Here is a 24451-nt window from a genome sequence, read left to right as displayed (position 1 = left end):
AATGAAATATATATAGTAATATATCTATATATTTTCAGTAGTATTTACATATCAAATCGAGATTGCTATACAGATCGGCGAAGGATGTACCAGCCCTGCCGGAACGGGAAGGCAGGTAGGCAATAAGAACAATCAGCCGAAAGGACAAAAACATGTCGATCTTCGAACAGGGCCTGTCACGCTCTGAAGTCAACCATATTCCCCTTTCCCCGCTGAGCTTCATCGAGCGAAGCGCCGCTGTCCATCCGAACCGCCCCGCCGTGATCCACGGCTCGATCCGCCGCACCTGGGCCGAGACCTACACACGTTGCCGCCGCCTGGCGTCCGCCCTGGCCGGTCGCGGCATCGGCAAGGGCGATACCGTGGCGGTCATGCTGCCCAACATTCCGCAGATGCTCGAGGCGCACTTCGGCGTGCCGATGATCGGCGCCGTGCTCAACACCCTCAACGTGCGCCTGGATGCCGAGGCCATCGCCTTCATGCTGCAGCACGGCGAAGCCAAGGTACTGATCGCCGACCGCGAATACCAGGAGGTGATCCATGCGGCGATCGGCATGCTCGACCATCCGCCGCTGTTGATCGACGTCGACGACCCGGAGTACGGCGAGGGCCTGCCGATCAGCGACCTGGAATACGAAGCATTGCTCGCCGAGGGCGATCCGGCATTCGCCTGGCAGTGGCCGGACGACGAGTGGCAGGCGATCAGCCTCAACTACACCTCCGGCACCACCGGCAATCCCAAGGGCGTGGTCTACCACCACCGCGGCGCCTACCTGAACGCCCTGGGCAACCAGATGGTCTGGGCGATGGGCAACCATCCCGTGTACCTCTGGACCCTGCCGATGTTCCACTGCAACGGCTGGTGCTACCCCTGGACCGTCACCGCCCTGGCCGGCGCGCACGTGTTCCTGCGCCGGGTCGACCCGCAGAAGATCCTCACCCTGATCCACGAACACCGCGTCACCCACCTGTGCGGCGCGCCCATCGTGCTCAACGCCCTGGTCAACATGCCCGACTCGGCCAAGGCCGCCATCGACCACCCGGTGCACGCCATGGTCGCCGGTGCCGCGCCGCCGGCCAAGGTGATCGGCGCGGTGGAGGAAATGGGCATCAAGGTCACCCACGTCTACGGACTCACCGAAGTCTACGGCCCGGTCACCGTATGCGCCTGGCACGAGGAATGGGACGAACTGCCGCTCGACGAGCGGGCCCGGATCAAGGCCCGCCAGGGCGTGCGCTATCCGACCCTGGAGGGGGTGATGGTGGCCGATCCGCAGACCCTGGAACCGGTGCCGCGCGACGGCGACACCATCGGCGAAATCTTCATGCGCGGCAACACAGTGATGAAGGGCTACCTGAAGAACCCGAGCGCCACCGCCGAGGCCTTCGAGGGTGGCTGGTTCCACACCGGCGACCTGGCGGTCTGGCATCCGGACGGCTACGTGGAGATCAAGGACCGCCTGAAGGACATCGTGATCTCCGGCGGCGAGAACATCTCCACCATCGAGGTGGAAGGCGTGCTCTATCGCCATCACGGGGTTCTCGAAGCGGCCGTGGTGGCCCGCCCCGACGAGAAATGGGGAGAAACCCCCTGCGCCTTCGTCACCCTCAAGGCCGGCCACGAACGGACCAGCGAGGCGGAGATCATCGCCTTCTGCCGCGAGCACCTGGCCGGCTTCAAGATCCCCAGGCGCGTGGTCTTCAGCGAATTGCCGAAGACCTCCACCGGCAAGATCCAGAAATACGTCCTGCGCGACAGGGCCAGGGCGCTCTAACCCCAATCCCGGCGATTTTCACGAGCAGATCGAGCAGATGATGGCGTCCAGCCCCGGCTGGACGCCACAGGCCGCGGCGCGCCCGAAAAGGCCGCCGCGAATGGTACGGCGACAACAACAACAATCCGGAGCCAAACATGGACCGACCTGTTTCACGACACGCCCAGAGTTACGATCAGATCCGCAACAACCCGAAGTTCCGTCAACTGGTGCAGAGCCGCTCGCGCCTGGCCTGGTCGCTGAGCGCCCTGGTGTTCGGCACCTACAGCCTGTTCATGCTGACGGTGGCCTTTGCCCCGCAATTGCTGCATCGCCCCCTCGGCGAAACCAGCCTGCTGACCATCGGCATTCCGGTCGGTGCCGCGGTCATCGTCTTTTCCTGGTTGCTCACCGGCTGGTACGTGCGCAGCGCCAATACCCGCTTCGACGCCCTCAGCGCGCAGATCATCGAGGAGAGCCAGCAATGAACCCGCTTCGCATCCTCGGTCTCGCCGCTCTCTGCATGCTTTCCGCCGGCGTCCTCGCCGCCCCGGTGATAGTCGCTGAGAAACAACCGCTCAACCTGCACGCCATCGGCATGTTCTTCGTCTTCGTCCTCGGCACCCTGGCGATAACCTGGTGGGCCGCCCGCCAGACCCGTTCCACGGCCGACTTCTACACCGCCGGCGGCGGCATCAGCGGCTTCCAGAACGGCCTGGCGATCGCCGGCGACTATATGTCCGCTGCCACCCTGCTCGGCCTGTCCAGCCTGGTGTTCGCCAAGGGATATGACGGTTTCATCTATACCGTCGCCTTCTTCGTCGGCTGGCCGCTGATCACCTTCCTGATGGCCGAACGGCTGCGCAATCTCGGCAAGTTCACCTTCGCCGACATCGTCTCCTACCGGCTCGACCAGACCCGCATCCGCACCTTCGCCGCCTTCGGCTCGCTGACCGTGGTGTGCTGCTACCTGGTGGTGCAGATGGTCGGCGCCGGCCAGCTCATCAAGCTGCTGTTCGGCCTCGACTACCCGATCGCCGTGATGGTGGTCGGCGCGCTGATGCTGGTCTACGTGATCTTCGGCGGCATGATCGCCACCACCTGGGTGCAGATCATCAAGGCGGTGCTGCTGCTCGCCGGCGGCACGGTACTGGCGCTGCTGGCGATGGCCGAGTTCGGCTTCAGCTATGAAACCCTGGCCGCCCGCGCCGTCGACACCCACGCCATCGGCAAGGCGATCATGGGCCCCGGCTCGATGCTCGCCGACCCGCTCAACGCCGCCTCCATGTCGCTGGGACTGGCCTTCGGCATCGCCGGTCTGCCGCACATCCTGATGCGTTTCTTCACCGTGCCGAACGCCAAGGAAGCGCGCAAATCGGTGTTCTACGCCACCGGCTTCATCGGTTTCTTCTTCCTGGTGGTGGTCACCCTGGGCTTCGCGGCCATCGTCATCGTCGGCACCGATCCGCAGTATTTCGTCGGCGGCGATCTCAAGGGCGCGCTGATCGGCGGCGGCAACATGGTCGCCATGCACCTGGCGAAAGCGGTCGGCGGCAACCTGTTCCTCGGCTTCCTCTCCGCCACGGCCTTCGCCACCATCCTTGCGGTGGTCGCCGGCCTGGCGCTGGCCGGCGCCTCGGCGATCTCCCACGACCTGTACGCCACGGTGCTGAAAAAAGGCACCGCCAGCGAGCGGGACGAGATGCGCGTGACCCGCATCGCCACCATCGGCCTGGGGGTGGTGGCCATCGGCCTCGGCATCCTGTTCGAGAAACAGAACGTTGCCTTCCTGGTCGGCCTGACCTTCGGCGTCGCCGCCTCCACCAACTTCCCGGTACTGATCATGGCCATGTACTGGAAAGACCTGACCACCCGCGGCGCCCTCTGGGGCGGCTGTGCCGGCCTGGTCAGCGCCCTGCTGCTGGTGATCCTCTCGCCGGCGGTGTGGGTCACGGTGCTGGGCAACGCCAAGGCGATCTTCCCCTACGACCACCCGGCGCTGTTCTCCATGCCGCTGGCCTTCCTGGTCATAGTCGTAGTGTCCAGGCTCGACCGCAGTGCCCGTGCCGAAAGAGAACGGGCGGCCTTCGACGATCAGTTCGTCAGGGCCCAGACCGGTCTGGGCGCAGCCGCGGCAAGCGCACACTGAAGCCCTGTCCGCACCGTTCCCTGGCGACTGTCAGGGGGCGGTGCGCCGCTCGCCGCCAATGCAAAGCCCCTGGCGGCGAGCGGCGCGGGCACCTACTGTATGCAACGGATGGAATATGGGCCGGAGCCATGAAATCGCCCCCACTCAACATGGAGCCCGAGCATGAACGATCAGAAGAACAGCAACGATGGAAAACCACGCGTCGCCATCATCGGTGCCGGCACCATGGGCAACGGCATTGCCCAGGTCTGCGCGCTGGCAGGTCGGCAAGTCATCCTCGTGGATATCTCCGACAACGCCTTGGAGCGTGGCATCGCGACCCTCTCCGGCAACCTGGAACGCCAGGTGAAGAAGGGGTTGATCGACGAGGCGGACAGGCAGGCAGCCCTGGGCCGTATCCAACCGCAGACCCATTACGGCGCGCTTGCCGGCAGCGAACTGGTCATCGAGGCGGCCAGCGAGAATCTCGAGCTCAAGCGACAGATCCTCACCCTGATCGAGGAAGCGACGGAGTCCGACGCCCTGATCGCCAGCAACACCTCCTCGCTGTCGATCAGCGAATTGGCGAGCGTACTGGGAAAACCCGAACGATTCATCGGCCTGCACTTCTTCAACCCGGTGCCGGTCATGACCCTGGTCGAGGTCATCCGTGGCCTGCAGACCGCCGAAGCCACCTATGCCAAAGCCCTCGCATTCGCCGGGCAGATCGGCAAGACCGCCATCTCGGTGCGCAACAGTCCGGGTTTCGTGGTCAACCGCATCCTCTGTCCGATGATCAACGAAGCGATTTTCGTCCTCCAGGAAGGCCTGGCCAGCGCCGAGGACATCGACACCGGCATGCGGCTCGGCTGCAATCACCCCATCGGCCCCCTGGCGCTGGCCGACCTGATCGGCCTGGACACGCTGCTGGCGATTCTCGAAACCTTCCATCGCGATTTCGGCGACCCCAAGTACCGTCCGTCCACCCTGCTCAAGGAAATGGTCGCGGCCGGTTATCTGGGTCGCAAGAGCGGCCGCGGCTTCCACTCTTACACCTGAGCCACGCTCCCGACGGCAGCCCGTCCCGCGCGGGCGACCATCCCATGACAAGAAAACGAGGTCCGTCATGCCCGAATACCACGCCCCCCTGCGCGACATGCGCTTCGTCCTGCACGAGGTGTTTGCCGCCGACAAGCTCTGGGCACGCCTGCCCGCCCTGGCCGAAACGGTGGACACCGAGACCGCCGACGCCATCCTCGAGGAGGCGGCCAAGGTCACCGGCGAACTGCTCGCCCCGCTCAACCGCAGCGGCGACGAGGAAGGCGCACACTGGAACGACGGCGTCGTCAGCACCCCGGCCGGCTTCCGCGAGGCTTATGCCACCTATATCGAAGGCGGCTGGGTCGGCCTGGCCGGCAACCCGGCCTATGGCGGCCTGGGCATGCCGAAGATGCTCGCCGTGCAGTTCGAGGAAATGCTCTATTCCGCCAACGCCAGCTTCACCCTGTATTCGGCGTTGACCTCCGGCTGTTGCCTGGCGCTGGACGCCCATGCCAGCGAGGAGCTCAAGCAACTCTACCTGCCACGTCTGTACAGCGGCGAATGGGCGGGCACCATGTGCCTGACCGAAGCCCATGCCGGCTCCGACCTCGGCCTGCTGCGCACCCGTGCCGAACCGCGGGCCGACGGCAGCTACGCGATCAGCGGCGGCAAGATCTTCATCACCGGCGGCGAGCAGGACCTGACGGCGAACATCCTTCATCTGGTGCTGGCCCGCCTGCCCGACGCACCGGCCGGCTCGAAGGGCATCTCGCTGTTCCTGGTGCCCAAGTTCCTGGTGGCTCCGAATGGCGAGCTCGGTGCTCGCAACGCGCTGTCCTGCGGCTCGCTGGAGCACAAGATGGGCATCAAGGCCTCGGCCACCTGCGTGATGAACTTCGACGGCGCCACCGGCTACCTGATCGGAGAACCGCACAAGGGCCTGGCGGCCATGTTCACCATGATGAACTACGAACGCCTGTCCATCGGCATCCAGGGCATCGGTTGCGCCGAGGCCTCCTACCAGAATGCGCGGGCCTATGCCCGCGAGCGCCTGCAGGGACGCGCTCCGGGCGGTGCCCGGGCGCCGCAGAAAAGTGCCGATCCGATCGTCGCCCATCCCGATGTGCGTCGCATGCTGCTGACCATGAAGGCGCTGACCGAAGGCGGACGTGCCTTCTCCACCTACGTCGCCCAGCAACTGGATCTGGCCAAGTACAGCGAAGATGACGAGCGCCGTCATGCCGAAGCGCTGGTGGCATTGCTCACCCCCATCGCCAAGGCCTTCTTCACCGATACCGGCCTGGAGAGTTGCATCCACGGCCAGCAGGTGTTCGGCGGACACGGCTACATCCGCGAATGGGGGCAGGAGCAGTTGGTGCGCGATGTACGCATCGCGCAAATCTACGAAGGCACCAACGGCATCCAGGCCCTCGACCTGCTGGGGCGCAAAGTGGTGGCCAACGGCGGCGACGCATTGCACGCGTTCACCGGGGAAATCCGCGCCTTCCTGGACGCGCCGGCCGCTTCCCGCCCATTCGCCGACCGCTTGCTGGCCGCCGTGGAGAACCTGGAAAGCGTCAGCGCCTGGCTGCTCGAACAGGCCGAACAGGATCCCGCACTGGTCAATGCCGTGGCGGTGGATTACCTGAACCTGTTCGGCTACGTCGCCTATGCCTACATGTGGGCACGCATGGCTGCCGTAGCCCAGGCCAGCCGCGACAACGACGAAGCCTTCTACGGGGCCAAGCTGGCCACCGCGCAGTTCTACTTCACCAAGCTGCTACCGCGCATCCATTCCCTGGATGCCGTCATCCGCGCCGGCAGCGCCCCGCTTCTGGAACTGGCCGACGACCGCTTCTGATGCGCCCGGTGGCCGGCGGCATCGGGCCTCGCCGGTCACCGGGGCGTGCTCGTCGCCGCAACAGAGAGAGATAAAGCCAAACCTGGCGAATGCCGGATCACCTTCCGATCGATACGGCAGAAAAATTGGCATAGGGGTTGCCAAGCCACCGGAACAAGTCCATAATTGCGTCCGCTCTTCGGGCAGTAACGAAAAACTCTTAAGTATCAGAGAGTTAGAGCTTAGGTTTAAGCTTCGTTTCAAGCCAAAGTTTAGTTTGCAGGGTTGCTTGTTCGAACCTTGCTTACAGGCCGGGTGGCAGAGTGGTCATGCAGCGGATTGCAAATCCGTGTACGCCGGTTCGATTCCGACCTCGGCCTCCAATCGAGAAACGCCCCGAAAATAATTTTTCGGGGCGTTTTGCTTTTCGCGATCGCTTTTCGACAAGACTGTTTCTTCAACTTGCTTCATGGCTTCAGGCTATATATATTCCTATTCCTTGATAGGAATGATTTTCTGTATCCCATCCGCCCGGATGGCGAAATTGGTAGACGCAAGGGATTTAAAATTCCTCGCTGGCGACAGCATGCCGGTTCGATCCCGGCTCCGGGCACCAGTAATCATGCGGCTTGCAGCGACTCCGGCAGCTTTTGCCTTTAACTTTTCCCGCAGTTTCCCCTTGCCAAGCGCGCCTTCTTCCCTTTGTGCTCCCCGATACTGCGGTCATTACAACGCAGGTGTGGATCGACTGATCGCAGGTTGAAGAATACCGCTACCGGGTTGGGCTTTATCAATACCTGCTTCCGCTCTGAGTCGGTGTGCCGATATCTCAAGTCCTGCTATTTTCCTGTACTCCATCAATCGGGCCATCCAACTTCGCGACAGTTTCAATCCGCCACCGGAACTTGAATTGCGCTGTATCCATCATGCGACTGGTAATAGCGGATGAATGCGCTCATATCGGAGCGAACAACGGATACCGAGGTATTACTCGTTTTTCTCCAACGAAATGACGTTGGCCGGTAGTCCTTTTCTTGCAGGCTTCACAAGAGGGGCCGAGTAATCGGGGAGCACGAGCCGCACGCCTCGAACCAGCCATTCATGTCGGTCTTCCATGCTCGCCTCGACCAGGATGGCCTGGGTCCACTTGACATAGCATTGACGAATTTCCATATCCGGCATGGCGTCGATGACAGGCTTCGCCAAGACGAGATTGAGCTCCTGTAGAAACGCAAGGATCAGGGCATCGCGCGCATCCGGCGAACCGGCGTCACCGTGTTCGGCGGCCAGCTTTCGAAGTCTGGCAAGATTCATGTCCATCACAGTCCCCATCCTTCCCCTGTAGGCTCCTTCATAGTGTCATTATGATACTGCACGGAAAAGCCTGCTGCTGTAGCCCTGCGGCTTGATCTCTGTCTTGATTCGCTTCCACACGAACCGGGAGCGAGCCCCACACACATACTCGTCACTCCCGTTCGCTCTTTTCAGACAGGCTCCGCGCCGTTTTTCGCTGCTCGGGCTCCCACCAGCCCCATCCGCTCTTTCCGGCTTTCTTGACCCGATACAACGCCCGATCCGCGCGTTGCAGCAATTCGCGTTTGTCGGCGGCCTGATCGGGATAGAGACAACCGCCCACACTGGCCGAGATACGTACGCTCGAACCACCAATATCCATTGGCTCGCCGAGCGAAGCGACGATGCGCTCGCAGATCGCTTCCATTTGCCCGCAACCTTCCACCTCGACCATTGCCAGCCCGAATTCGTCTCCACCGAGCCGGCACACCAGATCGGTATCCCTTACCACGGCCTTGAGCCTGTCTGCGACCATGCACAGGGCGGCATCGCCAACATCATGGCCATGCGTATCGTTGATCGGCTTGAAACCATCCAGATCCACCATCAGGAAAGCGAGACGCCGCTGGCGGCCACCGGAGGTTTCGTTGCGCCACCACTCTTGCAGACCGCGCCGGTTGGCGACCTTGGTCAGCGGATCGAGAAAGGCGTACTCCCTCAGCAGCCGGCTGTCGCGCTTGAAGTCGGATATATCCTTGTAGAAGGCGACCGCCACCCTTTGCTCGGGCAGGATCAGCCCGCAATGCAGCGCTGTCCGTATCTGACCGTCCCCAGCCAGGATGTCGACCTCGATCTCGGGAATGCTCATCGGCCCCGACGCATCGCCCGGCAACGCGAAATCGTTCCAGAGCCTGCGCAACAGCTTGCGCTGTCGTTCATGAATGTAGGCTTCCTCGATCAGTTGGTCCGCCGTCCGGAAATGACCGGACGGGTAGCCGAATAACTGGTCGAACGCCCGATTGCCGTACTGGATATGGGCACCCGGTATCGCAGCCCACGACACGGCGAAAGGCAACGCATCGAGGACGCGGGGCAATACCGGGTAGAACACCTTCAGCCAAGACCTCACGCCCCCCTCCCGACACCACCAGGAATCCCCCTGCAAGCCCCTACGACAGCCCTCCAAGAGGCTCGCCCCCCCCCCCCCCCCCCCCCCCCCCCAATCAAAAAGCCATTTAATGGCCTCACAGGGGCTCATTGGGCGCGAAAAAATGTAGCCCTGAAGCACCGGGCAACGGTATTCGCCGAGCAGGTCGCGCTGTTCGCGGGTCTCGACCCCCTCGGCCACGACGGTGAGGTCCAGGCTGTGCCCGATTCCGACTACTGCCGCCACCAGGGATTGCAGGCGGTTTTCCTCCAGGCACTTGTCGATGAAACTGCGGTCGATCTTGACTTCGGTCACCGGCAGATTGATGAGGTTGGACAAGCTGGAAAAGCCGGTGCCGAAATCATCCACCGACAAACCGACTCCGAGCGAACGGATGCCGTGCACGATATCCAGCATCTCCGGGGTCAGCGCCATCATCGTGCTTTCGGTGATCTCGATGGTCAGGCTGGCGCCTGGCAGTGCGAACTCGCGCAACAAGCCGGCCACGAACTCCGGCAGATCCCGGCTATGGAAGTTGATCGGCGACAGATTGACCGACACCGTCGGTACCATGGCTCCCCCCTCCCGCCACTCCGCCAGTTGCCGACAGGCCTCACGCAGAGCCCAGCGGCCGATGGCCTCGATCTGGCCCGTCTCCTCGGCCAGGCCGATGAACTTCGTCGGTGGAATGTCGCCGAATTCGTCGTCGTGCCAGCGCGCCAGCGCCTCGAAACCGTACAGTTCGCCACTCACGGTATGCACCTGGGGTTGATAGTGCAGGCTCAGGCCATCGCCGGCGATGGCACGCTTGAGCGCGGCGCTCAGCAACAAGCGATCCTGCAGCGCACGGTTCATTTCCGGGATGAAGAACTGGTAGCCGCCACCGCCCGTTCGCTTGACGCGGTACATCGCGCTCTTGGCGTTGGCGAGCAGGGCATCCCGATCCTGGCCGCCCTCCGGGTAGAGGCTGATACCCACGCTGGCGGACAGGTTCAACGCATGACCGCCGACCTCGATCTGCTCGGCGACGGTTTGCAGGAGTCGTTCCGCCATCAGCGATGCGCTGCGGACGTCACAATCGGGCGCGACAACGACGAACAGGTCACCCTCCGAGCGGCTGAGGAACTGACCGGGCCTCAGATGCCGCTGAAGCCGGTTGGCCATCGCCACCAGTACCTGATCGCCTTCAGCATGACCCAGCGCTTCGTTGATATCCTTGAAACGGTCCAGACCCAGATTGAAGCAAGCGATGTCGCCCCATGTCGCCGATACCAGCAGCTCATCGATGCGACGCAGCAGATGGCTGCGATTGGGCAGGCCGGTCAGCGTGTCGAGTTGAACCAGACGGTTCATCTGCTGGCGATCCTCCTCCCGTTCGATCGCCAGCGCGCACAGATGCACACTGGCTTCGGCGATGCGTTCCAGATGGGAATCGGGCCCGCCCCCCTCCCTGAAATAGAAGGCGAAGGTACCGGCCACGCTGCCATCGCGCCGCTTCACCGGATAACTCCAGCAAGCCCGCAGGCCATAGGGCAGGATCAGGTGTTTGTACGACGCCCACAAAGCGTCGGAAGCGATGTCGCGAACCATCACCGGCTCGCCGCGGTAAGCGGTCGTACCGCAGCTTGCCACCCCTTCGCCGATCTCCACGCCATCCCAGGCGGCGCTGCACTCGGGTGGGAATTGCGGCGCGGCCCACGGCCGGATACGCCCTTCCGCGATCCGCCACACCGAAGCGATCACTCCCGGTGCAATGGCTTCGATGCAACGGCACAGGCAGTTGCCCACCTCCTCGAACGACAGGCTACTGGTCAGGGCTTCCAGTACCTCATGTTCGAGGCTACGAATCTGCCGCTCCTCGGTGATGTCGGCCAATACGTCCACCGAGTAGCCATTCAGTTCATCGACCTCGTCGCCATCGAATGGCGAACTCGATATGCGAACCCAGAAGTCGCTTCCATTCTTGCGCCGGACCAGCATTTCCGTCTGGAACCGCTCCCGTCCCCACGGCAGGCTCCGGTGCCGCGCAAGGTCCTCGGCGGACACATTCGGGCTGGGAAAGACGGCCATCGGCTCCAGGCCGAGCACTTCACCGAGTTCGTAGCCAAAGGATTCGGTGAAGGCACGGTTCACGTGCACGATCTGGCGCTGCGCATTGAAGACCAGCATTGGCTGGTCGGTATGATCGATCGCCATCAACAACTGGCGATTCGCCCTGCCCATGACTCCATCGGGCATGCCTTCAGGAGACAGCGCCACGAGCAGATGGAAGAGCCGGCCATCGATCTCGATGGCCGACCGAGAGAAGAAAACGCCTATCTGCCGACCGTCCCGGCACTTCACAGCCAGGGTCTGTCCCGAGCCGGGAAGATCGGCACCGGAAGACGGCGTATCGCCCCTGCTGGAAAGCCCTGGCGACAGCACCAGCCCCGCGTCCCGCCCCAGCACTTCGTCGCGCCCGAGCCCCCATAGCCGTTCCGCAGCCTGACTGAAAAACACCACGCGGTTTCGCTCGTCGATCAGCGCGGCAACCAGTGCGGACCGATCCAGCGCGGCAAGCGGAACATCTTCGACTTCAACGATCACATTCTCCATAACCATCAGCACTCGCTCCATGCAGCGCGAATCACAGCAGCCGCAACAATTCGAAGAGGCCAACTCCGGATGGCGACGCACATCGCAGGCAATCCGTCCCACTATCAAGAAAACAGACAAAGAGGCCTTTTGCCAGCATAAAAATACAACACATGCAGCTTCCTGCCTCGAACAAACAGGCGGTTTCCAAACCCGACAAGATGCCCAACCTTGCTATCGGCACAGCGACTGACCACTTTATCCGTTGCCGCCCCTCCCTTATCGCCGCCAAAAAGTTCGGCAAGGGGGAAATGAAAAGGAGGCCAAGGGGAGAAGCCCCCAGCCGAAACTCACACAGGTGTCGAAAACCACGCTGGCGCCAGCATCTGCCGGCAGGTCCCTTCGGATTGCTCCGATCGGCGATGGCGAGGTTTCCAGCGCACTTCGCCCATGCTCGGCGGCCAGCCCCGGCAAGGCATGCCGGCGCGATAGCGCACCAGGATTAAAGAATCGGGCCGCTTTGCCGATATATGGCTTTGTCCAATTCGGGAAGCGCAGACAGCAAGAGCCTCTCCGGCAAGGCCAGTCCCAGAGCGACCCGACTTCAGGAGCAGGGGGCCAGTGCGAATGGGAGCATCCGACAGCTTCTTCATCGACGCAGCAACCAATGCGTCCTATCTGCCGGGTGCATATCATCCCGGCCTGGTTCTGCTGTCCATCTTCGTGTCGATCTTCTCAGCCACGATGGCGCTGCAGACGGCGCAGATCGCCCGACGTGCCGAAAGCGCGCTGTATCGCCATATCACCATCGGCGCCGGAGCCATCGCCCTGGGCTGCGGCATATGGACGATGCACTTCATTGGCATGCTGGCATTCGAGTTGCCCACGCATGTCCACTACTCGACCGGCTTGACCCTGCTGTCCTTGCTGCCGGCCTGCGCCGCTTCGTGGCTCGCCCTGCATATGCTGGTCCGCCCCGAGGTCGACGGCCCGCAACTGGCCATGAGCGGCACATTGGTCGGCCTGGGCATCGGCGCCATGCACTACAGCGGCATGGCTGCCATGCAGACTCCGCTGCTGATGTACTACGAACCGGTCACCTTCACCCTATCCATCGTTGTAGCGATCAGTCTGGCCGTCCTCGCACTGTGGGCAAGGACGGCAGCCTGATGCCGATACGCCTGGCCGTCGGCCGTGTGGATCTGCCGGACGAAGTGCTGTTCGTCGGCTTCGTCACCGACATCACCGACCGTTACACCCTGGAGGCATCCCTGCGCGAAACGGCCGAACGCGCCGAGCAGGCCGCAGCGGCAAAGAGCACCTTCCTGGCCAACATGAGCCACGAAATCCGCACACCGATGAACTCCATCATCGGCTTCACCGAACTGCTGCTCCAGAGCAACCTGAGTCCCGTCCAGCGCAACCACCTCAACACCATCCGCCAATCGTCGCGTTCGCTGCTCGGCCTGCTCAACGACATCCTCGACACGACCAAGATGGAAAAAGGCGGGCTGGAGCTGGAACGCACCGACTTTTCGCTCAAGGGACTGGCGATGCAGATCGAATCCTCGCTGTATCTGGGGGCGCAATCCAAACGCCTGACACTTGCCACCCACTATCCACGAGACATGCCCGAACATTTCCAGGGCGATCCGCTGCGCCTGCTGCAGGTACTGACCAACCTGGTAGGCAACGCCATCAAGTTCACCGAGCGCGGCAGGGTCGACGTGGTGTTCAGCCATGAAGAGGACATGGTGCACGTGCAGGTGCGCGATACCGGCATCGGCATGACGCCGCAACAGGCCGCATCGATCTTCGCCCCCTTCACCCAGGCCGACGCCTCGATCAGCCGCCGCTTCGGCGGCACCGGCCTGGGCACCACCATTGCACACCAACTGGTGGAACTGATGGGCGGCCGCATCGGGGTCGAGAGCGAACTCGGGCGCGGCAGCACCTTCCATGTCTATCTACCACTGCCCCCCGGGCGACCTCCGGCACCGGTGGACTTCGGCAGCGAGCATCCGGTCCTTCCGGCGCTGCGCATACTGATCGCCGACGATGTGCTGCAGAACCTGGAATTGCTGGCGTTGACGCTGGAAAGTGGCGGACACCGGATAGAGATGGCCCATGATGGCGACGAGGCGATCGAGAAATTCATCGCCAATCGCTTCGATGTGGTGCTGATGGACGTGCACATGCCCGGCACCGACGGCCTGCAGGCCACGCAACTCATCCGCCAGCACGAGCGAACCCACGGTCTTTCCCGTACCCCGATCATCGCTCTGACCGCCAGCGTGATGGCCGACGACCGCCATGCGGCGCGCCAGGCCGGCATGGATGGTTTCGCCGTGAAACCGCTGGATGCCCTCCGGCTGTTCGAGGAGATCGCACGGGTTCTGAACATCCAGTCTCCTTCCGGTCTCCCCGACGAGGCCTCCATCACGGCAAACGACTCCCGACGACTCATCGACTGGGCCAGGGGGATCGCATTGTGGGGCAGCGAAGCACGCCTGACCACGGCGCTGAGCCAATTCCTGAACAACGTGGCAGAAAAGTATCCCCTGCCGGACGAGACGACAGACGATGTCGACTGGAAAACGACACTATCCAGTCTGCATGGCATCCACGGAGCCGCCGGCAACCTGGCCCTGAGCAGCGTCGCGGAACTCGCCGGCACGCTGGAAAATCTCGTCCGGGCAGGACATCGCGAAAGACTGAGAGAGCGGATCGCGGATCTGCTCGCCCTGCTGGCGGCGGCACGGCGAGAACTGCCCTCCAATGGCTACCAACATGCCGATGCAACCCCGGCCATCTCACCTGCCTCGCCCTCCCCGGCGCCGTCGGAACTGTTGCCTGCCATGCAGGCGCTGCTGGATGTTCTGGGGCACAACGAGCTGGACGATGCAATCCTGGAAACCGTCTGCAGTGGACTGGAAATCCAGAACGAACGCGCGCATGCCCAGGCCCTGCGGGCCGCGGTCGAAGCTTTCGAGTTCCAGCAGGCCCATGCCCTGGTACAGCGACTCATCGCCGAGCGCAGCGCCGACGTACCGTCATGGGGGAAGGACATGGCATGAAACGCATGAAAGATCCACGCCACACGCTGCTGCTGGTCGATGACGAGACGACCAACCTGCAGGTGCTGCGCCACACCCTGCAGAGCGACTACCGCCTGCTGTTCGCCAAGGATGGACAGACGGCGCTGGACCTGGTACGCAGCGACCGGCCCGATCTGATCCTGCTCGACATCATGATGCCCGGCCTCTCGGGCTACGAGGTCTGCAAGGCGTTGAAACAGGACCCCTGCACCACCGCCATCCCGGTGATCTTCGTGACCGCACTGAGCGAGGCCGCCAATGAGCGACAAGGACTGGACCTCGGCGCAGTCGATTACATCAGCAAGCCGTTCAACCCGCACATCGTCCAGGCGCGCGTGCGTACCCACCTGTCACTGGTACAGGCACGGGAAGTGCGCGAGACACGCCTGCAGATCGTCCAGTGCCTGAGCACCGCGGCCGAATTCAAGGACAACGAAACCGGCCTGCACGTCATCCGCATGAGCCACTACGCCAGAATACTGGCTCTGGCCGTGGGCTACAGCGAGCGCGCCGCGGACGATCTGCTGCATGCAGCCCCGATGCACGATGTCGGCAAGATCGGCATCCCCGACGCCATTCTGCGCAAACCGGGCAGGCTCACCGAAGAGGAATGGATGATCATGCGCCAACATACCGTGATCGGCGCCAGGATCATCGGTAACCACCCATCCGGTCTGCTGCGCATGGCGGCGACCATCGCTTTGAACCATCACGAGAAATGGGATGGCAGCGGTTACCCGAATGCCCTGGCCGGCGAAGCCATCCCGCATATGGCCCGCATCGTCGCGCTGGTCGATGTGTTCGATGCTCTCACCAGCGGGCGTCCCTACAAACCTGCCTGGTCGGTCGAGGAGGCCCAGGCGTTGATCCGCTGCGAAAGCGGCAAACACTTCGACCCCGAGCTGGCGACGGCATTCATGGACCACATACCCGACATCCTGCGGATACGCGAGCACTGGGCCGATGCCGGAGAAAACGCGGACGCGCCAGCCCGCGGAAACAGCCACTCCTCCGACGCCGGCGCCTGAAAGCCACATGGGAAACGCGCCCAGGATGACCGCTCGCCTCCCGGTAAAGCAGCCACAGCCCCATGGGGGAGGCGCCGTCGACGACGAAAGGCTCCTTCGGTTTCACTGATCGCTCCGTTTCATCGATCGATGGTCGAGGCTTTGCCTCGAAACGGGAGGGAACCACAGGATTTGCCAGCCGTGGCGGAGATTACCAACGGGAAGCCATCAACGTCAGGGGCGATAGATCCAGAATCAGGTCAACGACTGCGCTCTGCGAAGGAGGGATTGGCGAGCTACCTCATGGTCATCCTGTGGTGTCTTGCGGGGTGGAGGCTACGGGATACGGCCGGTCAACCGGCTTGGGCGCCTTGTCGCCCGGCCCACTGATCGCGCGTCACGATCAGTTCGGGGAAGACTTCGCGCATCGCCAGAATATCCGCATCGCCCGTCACCAGGGCATCGGCCTTTGCGACATGCGCGAGTACCAGAAACACCTGGTCCTTCGGGAGGCAGGACATGCCCCAGCCTTCGATCCGATTCATTGCTTAGATTTTTCATTAAAATTAAAACATAGTACTAATTTTAATACATATTCCAAGCAATCTCCTTCTGGGTGATTGGATCATGTGCTATTTTTCCAATATGACTGGAAAATCTCGATACCAGATAATCAAGCGGCTGCAGGCGGAACTGTCCCGCGGGGCGCCGTTCGATCTTGTCACCCTGGCCCAGTACGGGGTGTCGCCCCAGCTCGCCACCCACTATGCCGGGGTGGGCTGGCTCGTGCGTCTGGCACAAGGGGTCTATGCCTTTCCGGGCGACGAGTTCGGCGTCCACGGTGCGCTCCTGTTCCTGCAACGGCGCTCCCCAGGCCTGCACGTCGGCGGCAAGAGCGCCCTGGCCTGGCAGGGGGTCCGGCACAACCTGGGGGGGCGGGACGCCTTGGTGCTGTGGGGCGAAGGCCGCTTCATCCTGCCGGCCTGGTTCACCTCGCGCTTCCCGGCACGCTATGTCCATGCCCGCCTGTTCGACTGGCCGGACAGCCTCCTGGCCGACAAGACGCTGGCCACCCCGCCAGGCCTGCCTGACGGGGTGCAAGTCGCCGTCTCCGAGCGGGCCGTCCTGGAGATGCTGTACGAAGTCGGGGTCAAGCAGAGCCTGGAAGAAGCCCGCAACCTCTTCGACGGGCTGCGATCGCCGCGCAAGGATCTGCTCGGGCAACTGCTCTCCTGCTGTACCAACGTGAAAGCCGTCCGGCTGTTCCTGGCCTGGGCACGCGCCACCGGCGTCGTGGATGTGGATGCCCTGCTGGAGCACTACCCCGTCCGCACGGGCGGTTCCCGTCGCTGGGTCAGCCGACTCGATGACGGCACTTTGCTGAGCCTGAAGCCTCATGGATAAAGCCTACGCCGATACCGTCCGCCTGCTGCTGGCCGTCACGCCCGCGGTGTTCGACAACGACATCTTCGTCATGAAGGGCGGCACGGCCATCAACCTGTTCGTGCAGGACATGCCACGCCTGTCGGTCGACATCGACGTGGTGTACATCCCTTGGCAGGTGCCGCGCGAGGAGGCGCTGCATGCGATCAACGGCGAACTGGCCGCCATCGCCGGGTGCGTCGCGCCGCTCGGGGTGCAGACGCGGCTGATCCGCAGCAAGGACCTGGGCGATACCAAGCTGATCGTCGAGGACGAGACTAGCCAGGTCAAGGTCGAGGTCAACGTCGTGTTCCGCGGCACCGTACTGCCTCCCGAACGCCGCTCGCTGAGTGCCAGGACCAGCGACCTGTTCGGCGTCGAGTTCGAGGCGCCCCTCTTAGAGCATTTTTACCTTATCCTGATTCATATCCGGCGGCCTCGAAGTAGTGCCTGCAGTCCTGTGCAGAGAACTGCGCAATCGCCTCGCCAATGCTCTGCCACAGCTCCGGCACGGTCCGCGCCGCCGCCTTTCTCAGCAGTGCCTTGAGCTTGGAGAAGGCCATCTCGATCGGGTTCAGGTCGGGGCTATAGGGTGGCAAGTAGCGCAGTGTGGCTCCTGCGCCTTCGATGGCCTGGCGTACCCCCGCCACCTTGTGGGCCGGCAGGTTGTCCATCACCACGATATCGCCGGGCGTCAGTTCGGGTACCAGAACCTGCCCGACATAGGCCAGGAAGACCGGGCCGTTCATGGCGCCATCGAGCACCAGCGGAGCAGTTAGCCCGTCCACGCGCAGGCCGGCGGTAAAGGTCGTGGTTTTCCAGTGGCCGTGGGGGATCGCGGCCCGGCAGCGCTCGCCGCGAGGGGCCCAGCCCCGCAGGCGGGCCAGGTTCGTCGAAGCGGCGGTTTCGTCGACGAAGATCAGCTTGCGCCAATCGAAACCGGACTGCTCCTCGATCCATCCCTGTCGGGCTGCCTGGACGTCCGGCCGTTGCTGCTCGGCTGCATGCGCCGTCTTTTTTTGAACGTCATGGCGTGCCGGTCGAGAAACGTCCACACCGTCGCCAGGCTGACACGGACGCCACGCTCCCGTTCGAGGGTCGCGGCGAGTTCGGCCAGCGTCAGGTCGGGGGTCTGCTCGAGCAGGCCGAGCAGGTAGTCCGCATGGGGATCGAGCCGCAAGCCCCGGGGCTTGCCCTGTCGGCGGGCGACGAGTTCCCCGCCTTCCCGGAAGCGCCGTACCCAGACGATCGCCGTCGCCGTGCCGACGTCGAATCGCTCGGCGGCCCGCCGAGCCGACAGCCCGCCCATGGCCGCCTCGACGACGCGCCGGCGAAGGTCCGCACTGTATGCCCGAGCCATTCTGGTCTCCTTGTCCGAGCGGGAGAGGAGAACCGAAATGACCAGGAAGAGCAACCCCTGTATGTCGAATTCGTATTTTCTAAAAATGCTCTAGCTTCGGACGAACTCTACGCCGGCAAGCTGATCGCCGCGCTCGACCGCCAGCATCCCCGGGACCTATTCGACGTCTGGCGGCTGTTCGAGTCCGGTGGCATCACCGACGGCATGCTCGATTGCTTCGTGGTGTACCTGGCCGGACACAACCGCCCTACGCACGAAGTGCTGTTCGCCAACGAAAAGGACATCGCCGGCGAGTACGAGCGGGCGTTCGTCGGCATGACCGAGATCGCCTGCCCCCTGGAAACGCTGCTCGATGCCCGCACGCGATTGCGGCACGAGTTGCCACTGCGGCTAAGCGCGGCGAACAAGCAGTTCCTCAGCGGCCTGGTACGCGCCGAACCGGACTGGTCGCTGCTGCAATGCCAGCACGCTGCGCAACTGCCGGCGCTGCGCTGGAAACTCGCCAATCTGGAAACCTTCCGCAAGCGCCGGCCCGCGGATTTCGCCGCGCAGGCCGATGCGCTCGATGCGAAGCTGAGCCAGCTCTAGCGCTTTCCTACAAGAGCGCAAGCTCATCGTCAACGATGCCAAAGCGCTGGTGCATCCGTGGCCGATACGGCGTTTCTGGTCAGCCCCGGCGTGTTCCAGCGCTACGCCCAGGAACACCCGCGGGTAGCTTCGATCGCCAAGCAGGAGCAGCTTTCCGACTGGCAATGGGTGCAGAGGCGTTTCGAGAGGCTGCAACTGCATCGCAAGCAGGACAGTGGCCTGGACATCTGGACCTGCGAAGTCACTGGGCCACGCAAGTCACGGCGACTGCATGGCTATCTCTTACAGGCTCCCCAAGTCCTGTTCGAGGAAACGCCGCCCAACAATCCCTACCTGTCATTCGAAAGGTAAACGGAGGGCAAGCGATCTCGCCTGCCCAGGGAACGACTTGTGCCGGTCACACAGCGCCCATATAGTGAGTGAGTACGCTCTTATTAATCAGCTCCCAGTCAGGAGCGTTACAGGGGCGCATGTAGGTGTGACCTCTCCAAGCCCCTCCCAGCGCTATCAACCGACACGAATCCGAAGGAGCATTGCCATGAGATCCCGCGTCACTTTCAAGAGCCACGATCTGGACATCGCCAGCGTCCTGTATCTGCCGGCGGTCGCGCCGGGCGCGGTCATGACCGGCTTCATCGACAGTGCCGAGGATGTGCCGGCACCGGAATACGCCGCGATGATGAAGACCTTCGTCGACTTCCTCGTGCCCGACCTGTCGAAGGTCACCGCGCCGGAGCAGGTTGCCGAAGTGGTCTATCGGGCAGCCACCGACGACCCGGACCAGGTGCGCTACATCGCCGGCCAGGATGCTCAAAGCGTCTACGGCATGCGTTTGGCCGAGGGCAGCGAGCAGTTCCGCCTGAACCTGACCAAGAGGATGAACAGCACAGCCCACACCATGACATCGGACAGCCAGGAAGAACGGCCATGCAGATCATCCTTTTCGGTGCCTCCGGCATGGTCGGTTCGGCTGTCTTGCGGGAGGCCCTGGACGCGCACGAGGTGGAAAGCGTACTCGCGATCGGGCGCCACTCTTGTGGGGTCGAACATCCGAAGCTACGCGAGTTACTCCTGCCCGACCTGTTCGATTTCGCTGCCGTCGAGGACCAGATCGCCGGCTACGACGCCTGCATCTGGGCCATCGGCGTCAGTTCGGTCGGGCTCGACGAGGCGGCCTACGCCCAAGTCACCGAAGCGCTGACCCTGGCATGGGCACAGGCGCTGCTGCGCCGCAACCCCGGCCTGTCGTTCTGCTATTGCTCCGCGGCAGGCGCGGGTGGAAAGGCGATGTGGGCACGCGTGCGCCAGCGGGTCGAAAGTGCGTTGCAATCGATGCCTTTCCAGCATGCGGGCATCGTCCGCCCGGCCATCATCCGGCCCGGGCCGGGTATCCGTAGTCGCACCTGGGGCTACCGGATAGGCATGGTTCTGCTGAAGCCGATATTCCTGTTTTCGCCGGCCCTGGTGCGTACCTTGCCCTCGATGTTCACCACCTCGGAGATCCTCGGGCGGGCGATGCTTCGTGTTGTCCAGGGCCAGACCGACCCGTTTGTTCTCGAATCCATCGACATCAATCGCCTGGGAAGCCAACGATCACTTCAGCGATGACGATTGAGAACGCGGAGCACGCACCTTGGCGACTGCGTTTCTGGTCGATCTTCACCGGACAAGCACTCTCGCTTGTCGGTTCGGCCCTGACCCAGTTCGTCCTGCTGTGGTGGATCACCGACACGACAGGAAGCGTCGCCGCGCTGGGCATCGCCGGCGTGGTGGCCCTGCTGCCGCAAGCACTGCTGGGGCCGCTGGGCGGCACGCTGGCCGATCGCTACAGCCGTCGCCGGTTGATGGTGGTCGCCGATCTCATCAGCGCGGCCTGCATGGTCGTGCTGATCGTCCTGTTCCTCACCAGTCGCGTTGCGCTCTGGCACCTCTACGTGATGATGGCCGTTCGCAGTGCCATGCAGGCCTTCCAGCAACCGGCCGCGGCCGCCAGCACGGCCATGCTGGTGCCAGGCCGTTTCCTGTCGCGTGCCGCGGGACTCAACCAAACGCTGTACGGCATCATGACCGTGGGCGCGGCACCCTTGGGTGCACTGGCCATCAGCGCGATGCCGGTGGGATGGGCGCTCGGCATCGACGTGGTGACCGCCGTGCTGGGGGTCGTACCGCTGCTGATATACGCCATCCCACAACCGCGGGCCGCTGCCCAAGAGCGTACCAGCCCGTGGCAAGAGTTCCGGGAAGGGGTCGATACGGTCTGGAGCGATGCGGCCCTGCGCCAGCTCTACGGCCTGATCACGGCCGCCGTACTGGTCATCATGCCGTCGTTCACGCTGGTTCCGTTGCTGGTGAAGGCGCATTTCGGCGGCGGGCCGACGCAGGTGGCGCTGATCGAAAGCCTGGGCGGCATCGGCATGGTCGCCGGCGGCATCCTCGTCGCGGCGGTAGCGCCGCGGCGACGTATCCCCTGGGTGCTGTGGGGGTTCGCGCTGTCTTGCTTCGCGCTGGCGCTTACCGCACTGCCTTCGGGCGGGATGTTCTGGCTGGCGGTCCTGTTCTGGGTCGTCAGCTCGATCACCTACGCCCTGGGCAACGCGCCGTTCACGGCGATTCTGCAAACCCGTGTGCCCAACCACCTGCAAGGGCGAGTGCTCTCCCTGCTGACGACGCTGATGGGCTTGGCAGCGCCCGTGGGGCTGGCGATCGCAACGCCGCTGGGCGAAGCCATCGGAACTCGCTGGCTGTTCGTCCTGCTCGGCACAGTAGGCGGGCTGGTGATGCTGCTGGGGTTCCTGTCCCCGGCGATTCGGCGCGTCGATGACCAGACCGTGCTGCGGTGAAGGCTGAAAGCACCTGATTGCACCGTCCCGCCGGCCACCCTATGATGAGTGAGTGCTATCGTTATTTTCCGCAGCGTCGGTGCATCCGCGCAGGCCTGTGAACGTGTCGAGAGAGAAGTGAGACGCCGATGGCTCGTCCAAGAAGCGAAGAAAAGCGCCTGGCCCTGCTGAACGCCGCCGCCGAGACCGTGGCCGAGCATGGCTTGGCTGCGTCCCCGACCTCGCTGATCGCGAAGAAGGCCGGCGTCGCCGAAGGAACGCTCTTTCGCTATTTCCCGACGAAGGACGATCTCCTGAACGAGCTTTACCTCCACCTCAAGCAGGACATGTGCGAGGCGATGAAGAAGCATTACACCGCCACCGCCGCATCCCCCCTCCGCGAACGCGCACAATCCCTGTGGAACAGCTACATCGACTGGGGGCTCGCCCATCCCTTGGCCAACAAGGCGGTCAACCAGCTTGCCGTCTCGTCGTCCCTCACCCCGGAAACGCTTGCCAAGGCACAGGCCATGTTCCCGGAGGCCGTTGCCGAGACAGAACTCTCGGGGAACCAGGTGTTCGCGGGACAAACGGACTTCGCCGATGCCGTCTTCCTCGCGCTTGCCGATACCACGATGGCCTTTGCCGCGCGGCACCCCAGGAAAGCCAAAGCCTACAAGGCCAGCGGCTTCGAGGCCATGTGGAAGATGTTCAATGATGATTGAACCGTTGTCCTTTTTTCGACCTTTTTAATATCGGACGCCTCGCCCGGGTGCCGACCCTCATCGTCTATGGCGATCACCTCGATACGCCAGCCTGTCCGGGCCGGGCTGGCCGCAGCGATTCGCCGACTGCGAGCGGCTCGTCGATCGGCTGCAGGTCGCGGGCGGCAAGGCGGAAATGCTGTCCTTGCCGGCGCGCGGGCTGCATGGCAACACCCATATGATGATGGATCGCAACAATCTGCAGGTGGCCGACCTCATCCTTGGCTGGCTGCGACGCGTGGAGAAGTAACCGCACGCAGCGACTGCGCGCCTCAGCGCCCGACCAGGGCGAGCGAGGCTTCAGGCAGGCATGCGCCGACTAACTGCAACCTGGAGGCGGCTGCAGTGAGATCGGCCAGTTCCTCGGCGGTAAACGCCACCTCCGCACCGTCCAGGTTCTCCTCCAGCCGGTGCAGCTTGGTGGTGCCGGGAATCGGCACGATCCACGGCTTCTGCGCCAGCAGCCAGCCCAGCGCGATCTGCGCCGGCGTGGCGGACTTGCGCTCGGCGACCTCGCGGATCAGCGCCACCAGTGCCAGGTTGGACTCGCGTGCCTCGGCCGCGAAGCGCGGGACATGGCTGCGGTAATCGCTCTTGTCGAACTCGGTCGTCAGGTCGATCTTGCCGGTCAGGAATCCCGCCCCCAGCGGCGAGAACGGGACAAAGCCGATGCCCAGCTCTTCCAACACAGGCAGCACCTCGGCCTCCGGCCCGCGATACCACAGGGAGTATTCGCTCTGCAGCGCGGTCACCGGCTGCACGGAGGCCTCGGACATGCCGAAATGGCCTTGAAAATGGCCTTAAACGTCGTGGCTGTGGCTGGATTTCAGTAGCAGTCGCTGGAACGAAAAAAGAGGCTTTCGCCTCTTTTTTCAGGGACTTACAGACGTCGTTGGATGTCTGTAGATCCATATATGGAGCGGGAAACGAGACTCGAACTCGCGACCCCGACCTTGGCAAGGTCGTGCTCTACCAACTGAGCTATTCCCGCGTCTTAACGACGGGCGCTATTTTATAGAACCGTGACTTTCCGTCAATCCTTTGATTCGAAAACTCATTTCTTTTCAGCCGTGGTGCTCAGATGGGGCCAGGCCGCCAACAGGTACTGGGTCATGGACCATAGCGTGAGTGCCGCGGCGACGATCAACAGCGCGTAGCCAAGGACGACCCAGAAGGTCAATTGCGGAGGATTGGCCAGAAGCAGGACCAGGGCCACCATTTGCGCAGTGGTTTTCCATTTGCCCAGGTTCGAAACCGCAACTTGGGCCCGGGCACCCAGTTCGGCCATCCATTCGCGCAGGGCCGACACCATGATTTCGCGACCGATGATGATGATGGCCGGCAGGGTCAGCCAGAGATTGGCATGTTCACCGACCAGCAGCACCAGCGCCACGGCGACTATCAGCTTGTCCGCCACGGGATCGAGAAAGGCGCCGAAGGGAGTGCTTTGCTGCAGACGACGGGCGAGATATCCGTCGAACCAGTCGGTCACCGCCGCGAAAGTGAATACGGCGCTGGCTGCCAGGTAGCTCCAGGTGAACGGCAGATAGAACAACAGAATGAAAACCGGGATCAGCAGAACACGCAGAATTGTCAGAATGTTGGGGATGTTCATC

The 24451-nt window shown here is 63.2% G+C and carries 18 protein-coding genes, 3 tRNA genes and 3 pseudogenes; 17 read left to right on the top strand and 7 right to left on the bottom strand.

The genetic code is table 11. From position 1 onward, the window contains the following. Positions 1 to 152 precede the first annotated feature (152 nt). The 7 genes from AVCA_RS11545 to AVCA_RS11515 all read left to right on the top strand — a co-directional run bounded on the left by AVCA_RS11545 (position 153) and on the right by AVCA_RS11515 (position 7379). A complete protein-coding gene (locus tag AVCA_RS11545; protein ID WP_012701101.1) occupies positions 153 to 1775 on the top strand; it encodes an acyl-CoA synthetase in 1623 nt (540 codons plus the stop codon). Positions 1776 to 1912: 137 nt separating this feature from the next. After that, positions 1913 to 2242 carry a DUF485 domain-containing protein gene (locus AVCA_RS11540; RefSeq protein ID WP_012701100.1) on the top strand — a complete coding sequence of 110 codons (330 nt, stop codon included), beginning with the start codon at positions 1913 to 1915 and terminating at the stop codon, positions 2240 to 2242. Positions 2243 to 2277: 35 nt separating this feature from the next. Then, positions 2278 to 3903 (top strand): cation acetate symporter, encoded by a 1626-nt coding sequence (locus tag AVCA_RS11535; RefSeq protein ID WP_236616392.1) that lies wholly within the window; start codon positions 2278 to 2280, stop codon positions 3901 to 3903. Positions 3904 to 4065: 162 nt separating this feature from the next. Beyond that, entirely contained in the window at positions 4066 to 4941 is an 876-nt protein-coding gene (locus tag AVCA_RS11530) for a 3-hydroxybutyryl-CoA dehydrogenase (RefSeq protein ID WP_012701098.1), read from the top strand. Positions 4942 to 5008: 67 nt separating this feature from the next. Continuing rightward, positions 5009 to 6784, top strand: coding sequence for an acyl-CoA dehydrogenase C-terminal domain-containing protein (locus tag AVCA_RS11525; RefSeq protein WP_012701097.1), 1776 nt, complete (start codon positions 5009 to 5011; stop codon positions 6782 to 6784). 288 nt (positions 6785 to 7072) lie between these two features. Then, positions 7073 to 7146: transfer RNA gene (locus tag AVCA_RS11520), tRNA-Cys, on the top strand. 146 nt (positions 7147 to 7292) lie between these two features. Further along, positions 7293 to 7379 (top strand) — tRNA-Leu (locus AVCA_RS11515). A gap of 371 nt (positions 7380 to 7750) precedes the next feature. Here AVCA_RS11515 and AVCA_RS11510 read toward each other — a convergent pair. After that, positions 7751 to 8083: a hypothetical protein gene (locus AVCA_RS11510; RefSeq protein WP_012701096.1), complete on the bottom strand. Its 333-nt coding sequence runs from the start codon at positions 8081 to 8083 to the stop codon at positions 7751 to 7753. Between the two features lie 145 nt (positions 8084 to 8228). After that, a complete protein-coding gene (gene dosP, locus AVCA_RS11505; protein ID WP_236616383.1) occupies positions 8229 to 11804 on the bottom strand; it encodes an oxygen-sensing cyclic-di-GMP phosphodiesterase DosP in 3576 nt (1191 codons plus the stop codon). A 600-nt stretch (positions 11805 to 12404) separates the two neighbouring features. Between dosP and AVCA_RS11500 the strand changes: the two genes are divergently transcribed. Genes AVCA_RS11500 through AVCA_RS11490 form a run of 3 tightly spaced genes read left to right on the top strand, consistent with a single transcriptional unit; the run spans position 12405 to position 15903 of the window. Next, positions 12405 to 12947, top strand: coding sequence for an MHYT domain-containing protein (locus AVCA_RS11500; RefSeq protein WP_012701094.1), 543 nt, complete (start codon positions 12405 to 12407; stop codon positions 12945 to 12947). Further along, positions 12947 to 14854 (top strand): ATP-binding protein, encoded by a 1908-nt coding sequence (locus AVCA_RS11495; RefSeq protein ID WP_236616382.1) that lies wholly within the window; start codon positions 12947 to 12949, stop codon positions 14852 to 14854. The genes AVCA_RS11500 and AVCA_RS11495 overlap by 1 nt, the downstream gene beginning before the upstream one ends. Continuing rightward, entirely contained in the window at positions 14833 to 15903 is a 1071-nt protein-coding gene (locus tag AVCA_RS11490; protein WP_012701092.1) for an HD domain-containing phosphohydrolase, read from the top strand. The genes AVCA_RS11495 and AVCA_RS11490 overlap by 22 nt, the downstream gene beginning before the upstream one ends. A 332-nt stretch (positions 15904 to 16235) precedes the next feature. Here the strand turns inward: AVCA_RS11490 and AVCA_RS11485 are convergent, their stop codons facing one another. Further along, a complete protein-coding gene (locus tag AVCA_RS11485) occupies positions 16236 to 16427 on the bottom strand; it encodes a hypothetical protein (RefSeq protein WP_012701091.1) in 192 nt (63 codons plus the stop codon). 100 nt (positions 16428 to 16527) lie between these two features. Here AVCA_RS11485 and AVCA_RS11480 point away from each other — a divergent pair, with 100 nt between their 5' ends. Together AVCA_RS11480 and AVCA_RS11475 are read left to right on the top strand one after the other, a co-directional pair. After that, a complete protein-coding gene (locus AVCA_RS11480) occupies positions 16528 to 17286 on the top strand; it encodes a type IV toxin-antitoxin system AbiEi family antitoxin domain-containing protein (RefSeq protein ID WP_041807545.1) in 759 nt (252 codons plus the stop codon). Then, positions 17279 to 17704: pseudogene (locus tag AVCA_RS11475) on the top strand (nucleotidyl transferase AbiEii/AbiGii toxin family protein); the annotation flags it as partial. The gene AVCA_RS11480 and the pseudogene AVCA_RS11475, both read left to right, overlap by 8 nt. 13 nt (positions 17705 to 17717) lie before the next feature. Here the strand turns inward: AVCA_RS11475 and AVCA_RS11470 are convergent. Beyond that, positions 17718 to 18664, bottom strand: a protein-coding gene (locus AVCA_RS11470) for an IS630 family transposase (RefSeq protein ID WP_407919053.1) whose coding sequence is annotated in 2 segments (ribosomal slippage) — positions 17718 to 18319 and positions 18319 to 18664 — 948 coding nt in all. Because the reading frame shifts where the segments join, the coding sequence is not laid out codon by codon here. A 57-nt stretch (positions 18665 to 18721) separates the two neighbouring features. Between AVCA_RS11470 and AVCA_RS24855 the strand changes: the two genes are divergently transcribed. The 5 genes and pseudogenes from AVCA_RS24855 (at position 18722) to AVCA_RS11440 (ending at position 22796) form a co-directional block, all read left to right on the top strand. Then, complete coding sequence (locus AVCA_RS24855) at positions 18722 to 19252, top strand: nucleotidyl transferase AbiEii/AbiGii toxin family protein (protein WP_269078203.1); 531 nt, start codon at positions 18722 to 18724, stop codon at positions 19250 to 19252. Positions 19253 to 19268: 16 nt separating this feature from the next. Then, a pseudogene (locus AVCA_RS11460) lies at positions 19269 to 19603 on the top strand (conjugal transfer nickase/helicase domain-containing protein); the annotation flags it as partial. 576 nt (positions 19604 to 20179) lie between these two features. Then, positions 20180 to 20860 carry an NAD-dependent epimerase/dehydratase family protein gene (locus AVCA_RS11450; RefSeq protein WP_012701087.1) on the top strand — a complete coding sequence of 227 codons (681 nt, stop codon included), beginning with the start codon at positions 20180 to 20182 and terminating at the stop codon, positions 20858 to 20860. Continuing rightward, complete coding sequence (locus AVCA_RS11445; RefSeq protein ID WP_012701086.1) at positions 20857 to 22092, top strand: MFS transporter; 1236 nt, start codon at positions 20857 to 20859, stop codon at positions 22090 to 22092. The genes AVCA_RS11450 and AVCA_RS11445 overlap by 4 nt, the downstream gene beginning before the upstream one ends. 128 nt (positions 22093 to 22220) lie before the next feature. After that, on the top strand, positions 22221 to 22796 hold the full coding sequence (locus AVCA_RS11440; protein WP_012701085.1) for a TetR/AcrR family transcriptional regulator: 576 nt from the start codon (positions 22221 to 22223) through the stop codon (positions 22794 to 22796). Between the two features lie 311 nt (positions 22797 to 23107). Here AVCA_RS11440 and AVCA_RS11435 read toward each other — a convergent pair. The 3 genes and pseudogenes from AVCA_RS11435 to pgsA form a co-directional block, all read right to left on the bottom strand. Continuing rightward, positions 23108 to 23620 (bottom strand): annotated as a pseudogene (locus tag AVCA_RS11435) (aldo/keto reductase); the annotation flags it as partial. A 130-nt stretch (positions 23621 to 23750) separates the two neighbouring features. After that, positions 23751 to 23826 (bottom strand) — tRNA-Gly (locus tag AVCA_RS11430). 63 nt (positions 23827 to 23889) lie between these two features. Next, on the bottom strand, positions 23890 to 24450 hold the full coding sequence (gene pgsA, locus AVCA_RS11425) for a CDP-diacylglycerol--glycerol-3-phosphate 3-phosphatidyltransferase (RefSeq protein ID WP_012701082.1): 561 nt from the start codon (positions 24448 to 24450) through the stop codon (positions 23890 to 23892). Position 24451 lies beyond the last annotated feature (1 nt).

The organism is Azotobacter vinelandii CA, assembly GCF_000380335.1.
GTDB lineage: Bacteria > Pseudomonadota > Gammaproteobacteria > Pseudomonadales > Pseudomonadaceae > Azotobacter > Azotobacter vinelandii.
This window is presented reverse-complemented; position numbering and strand designations above follow the sequence as displayed.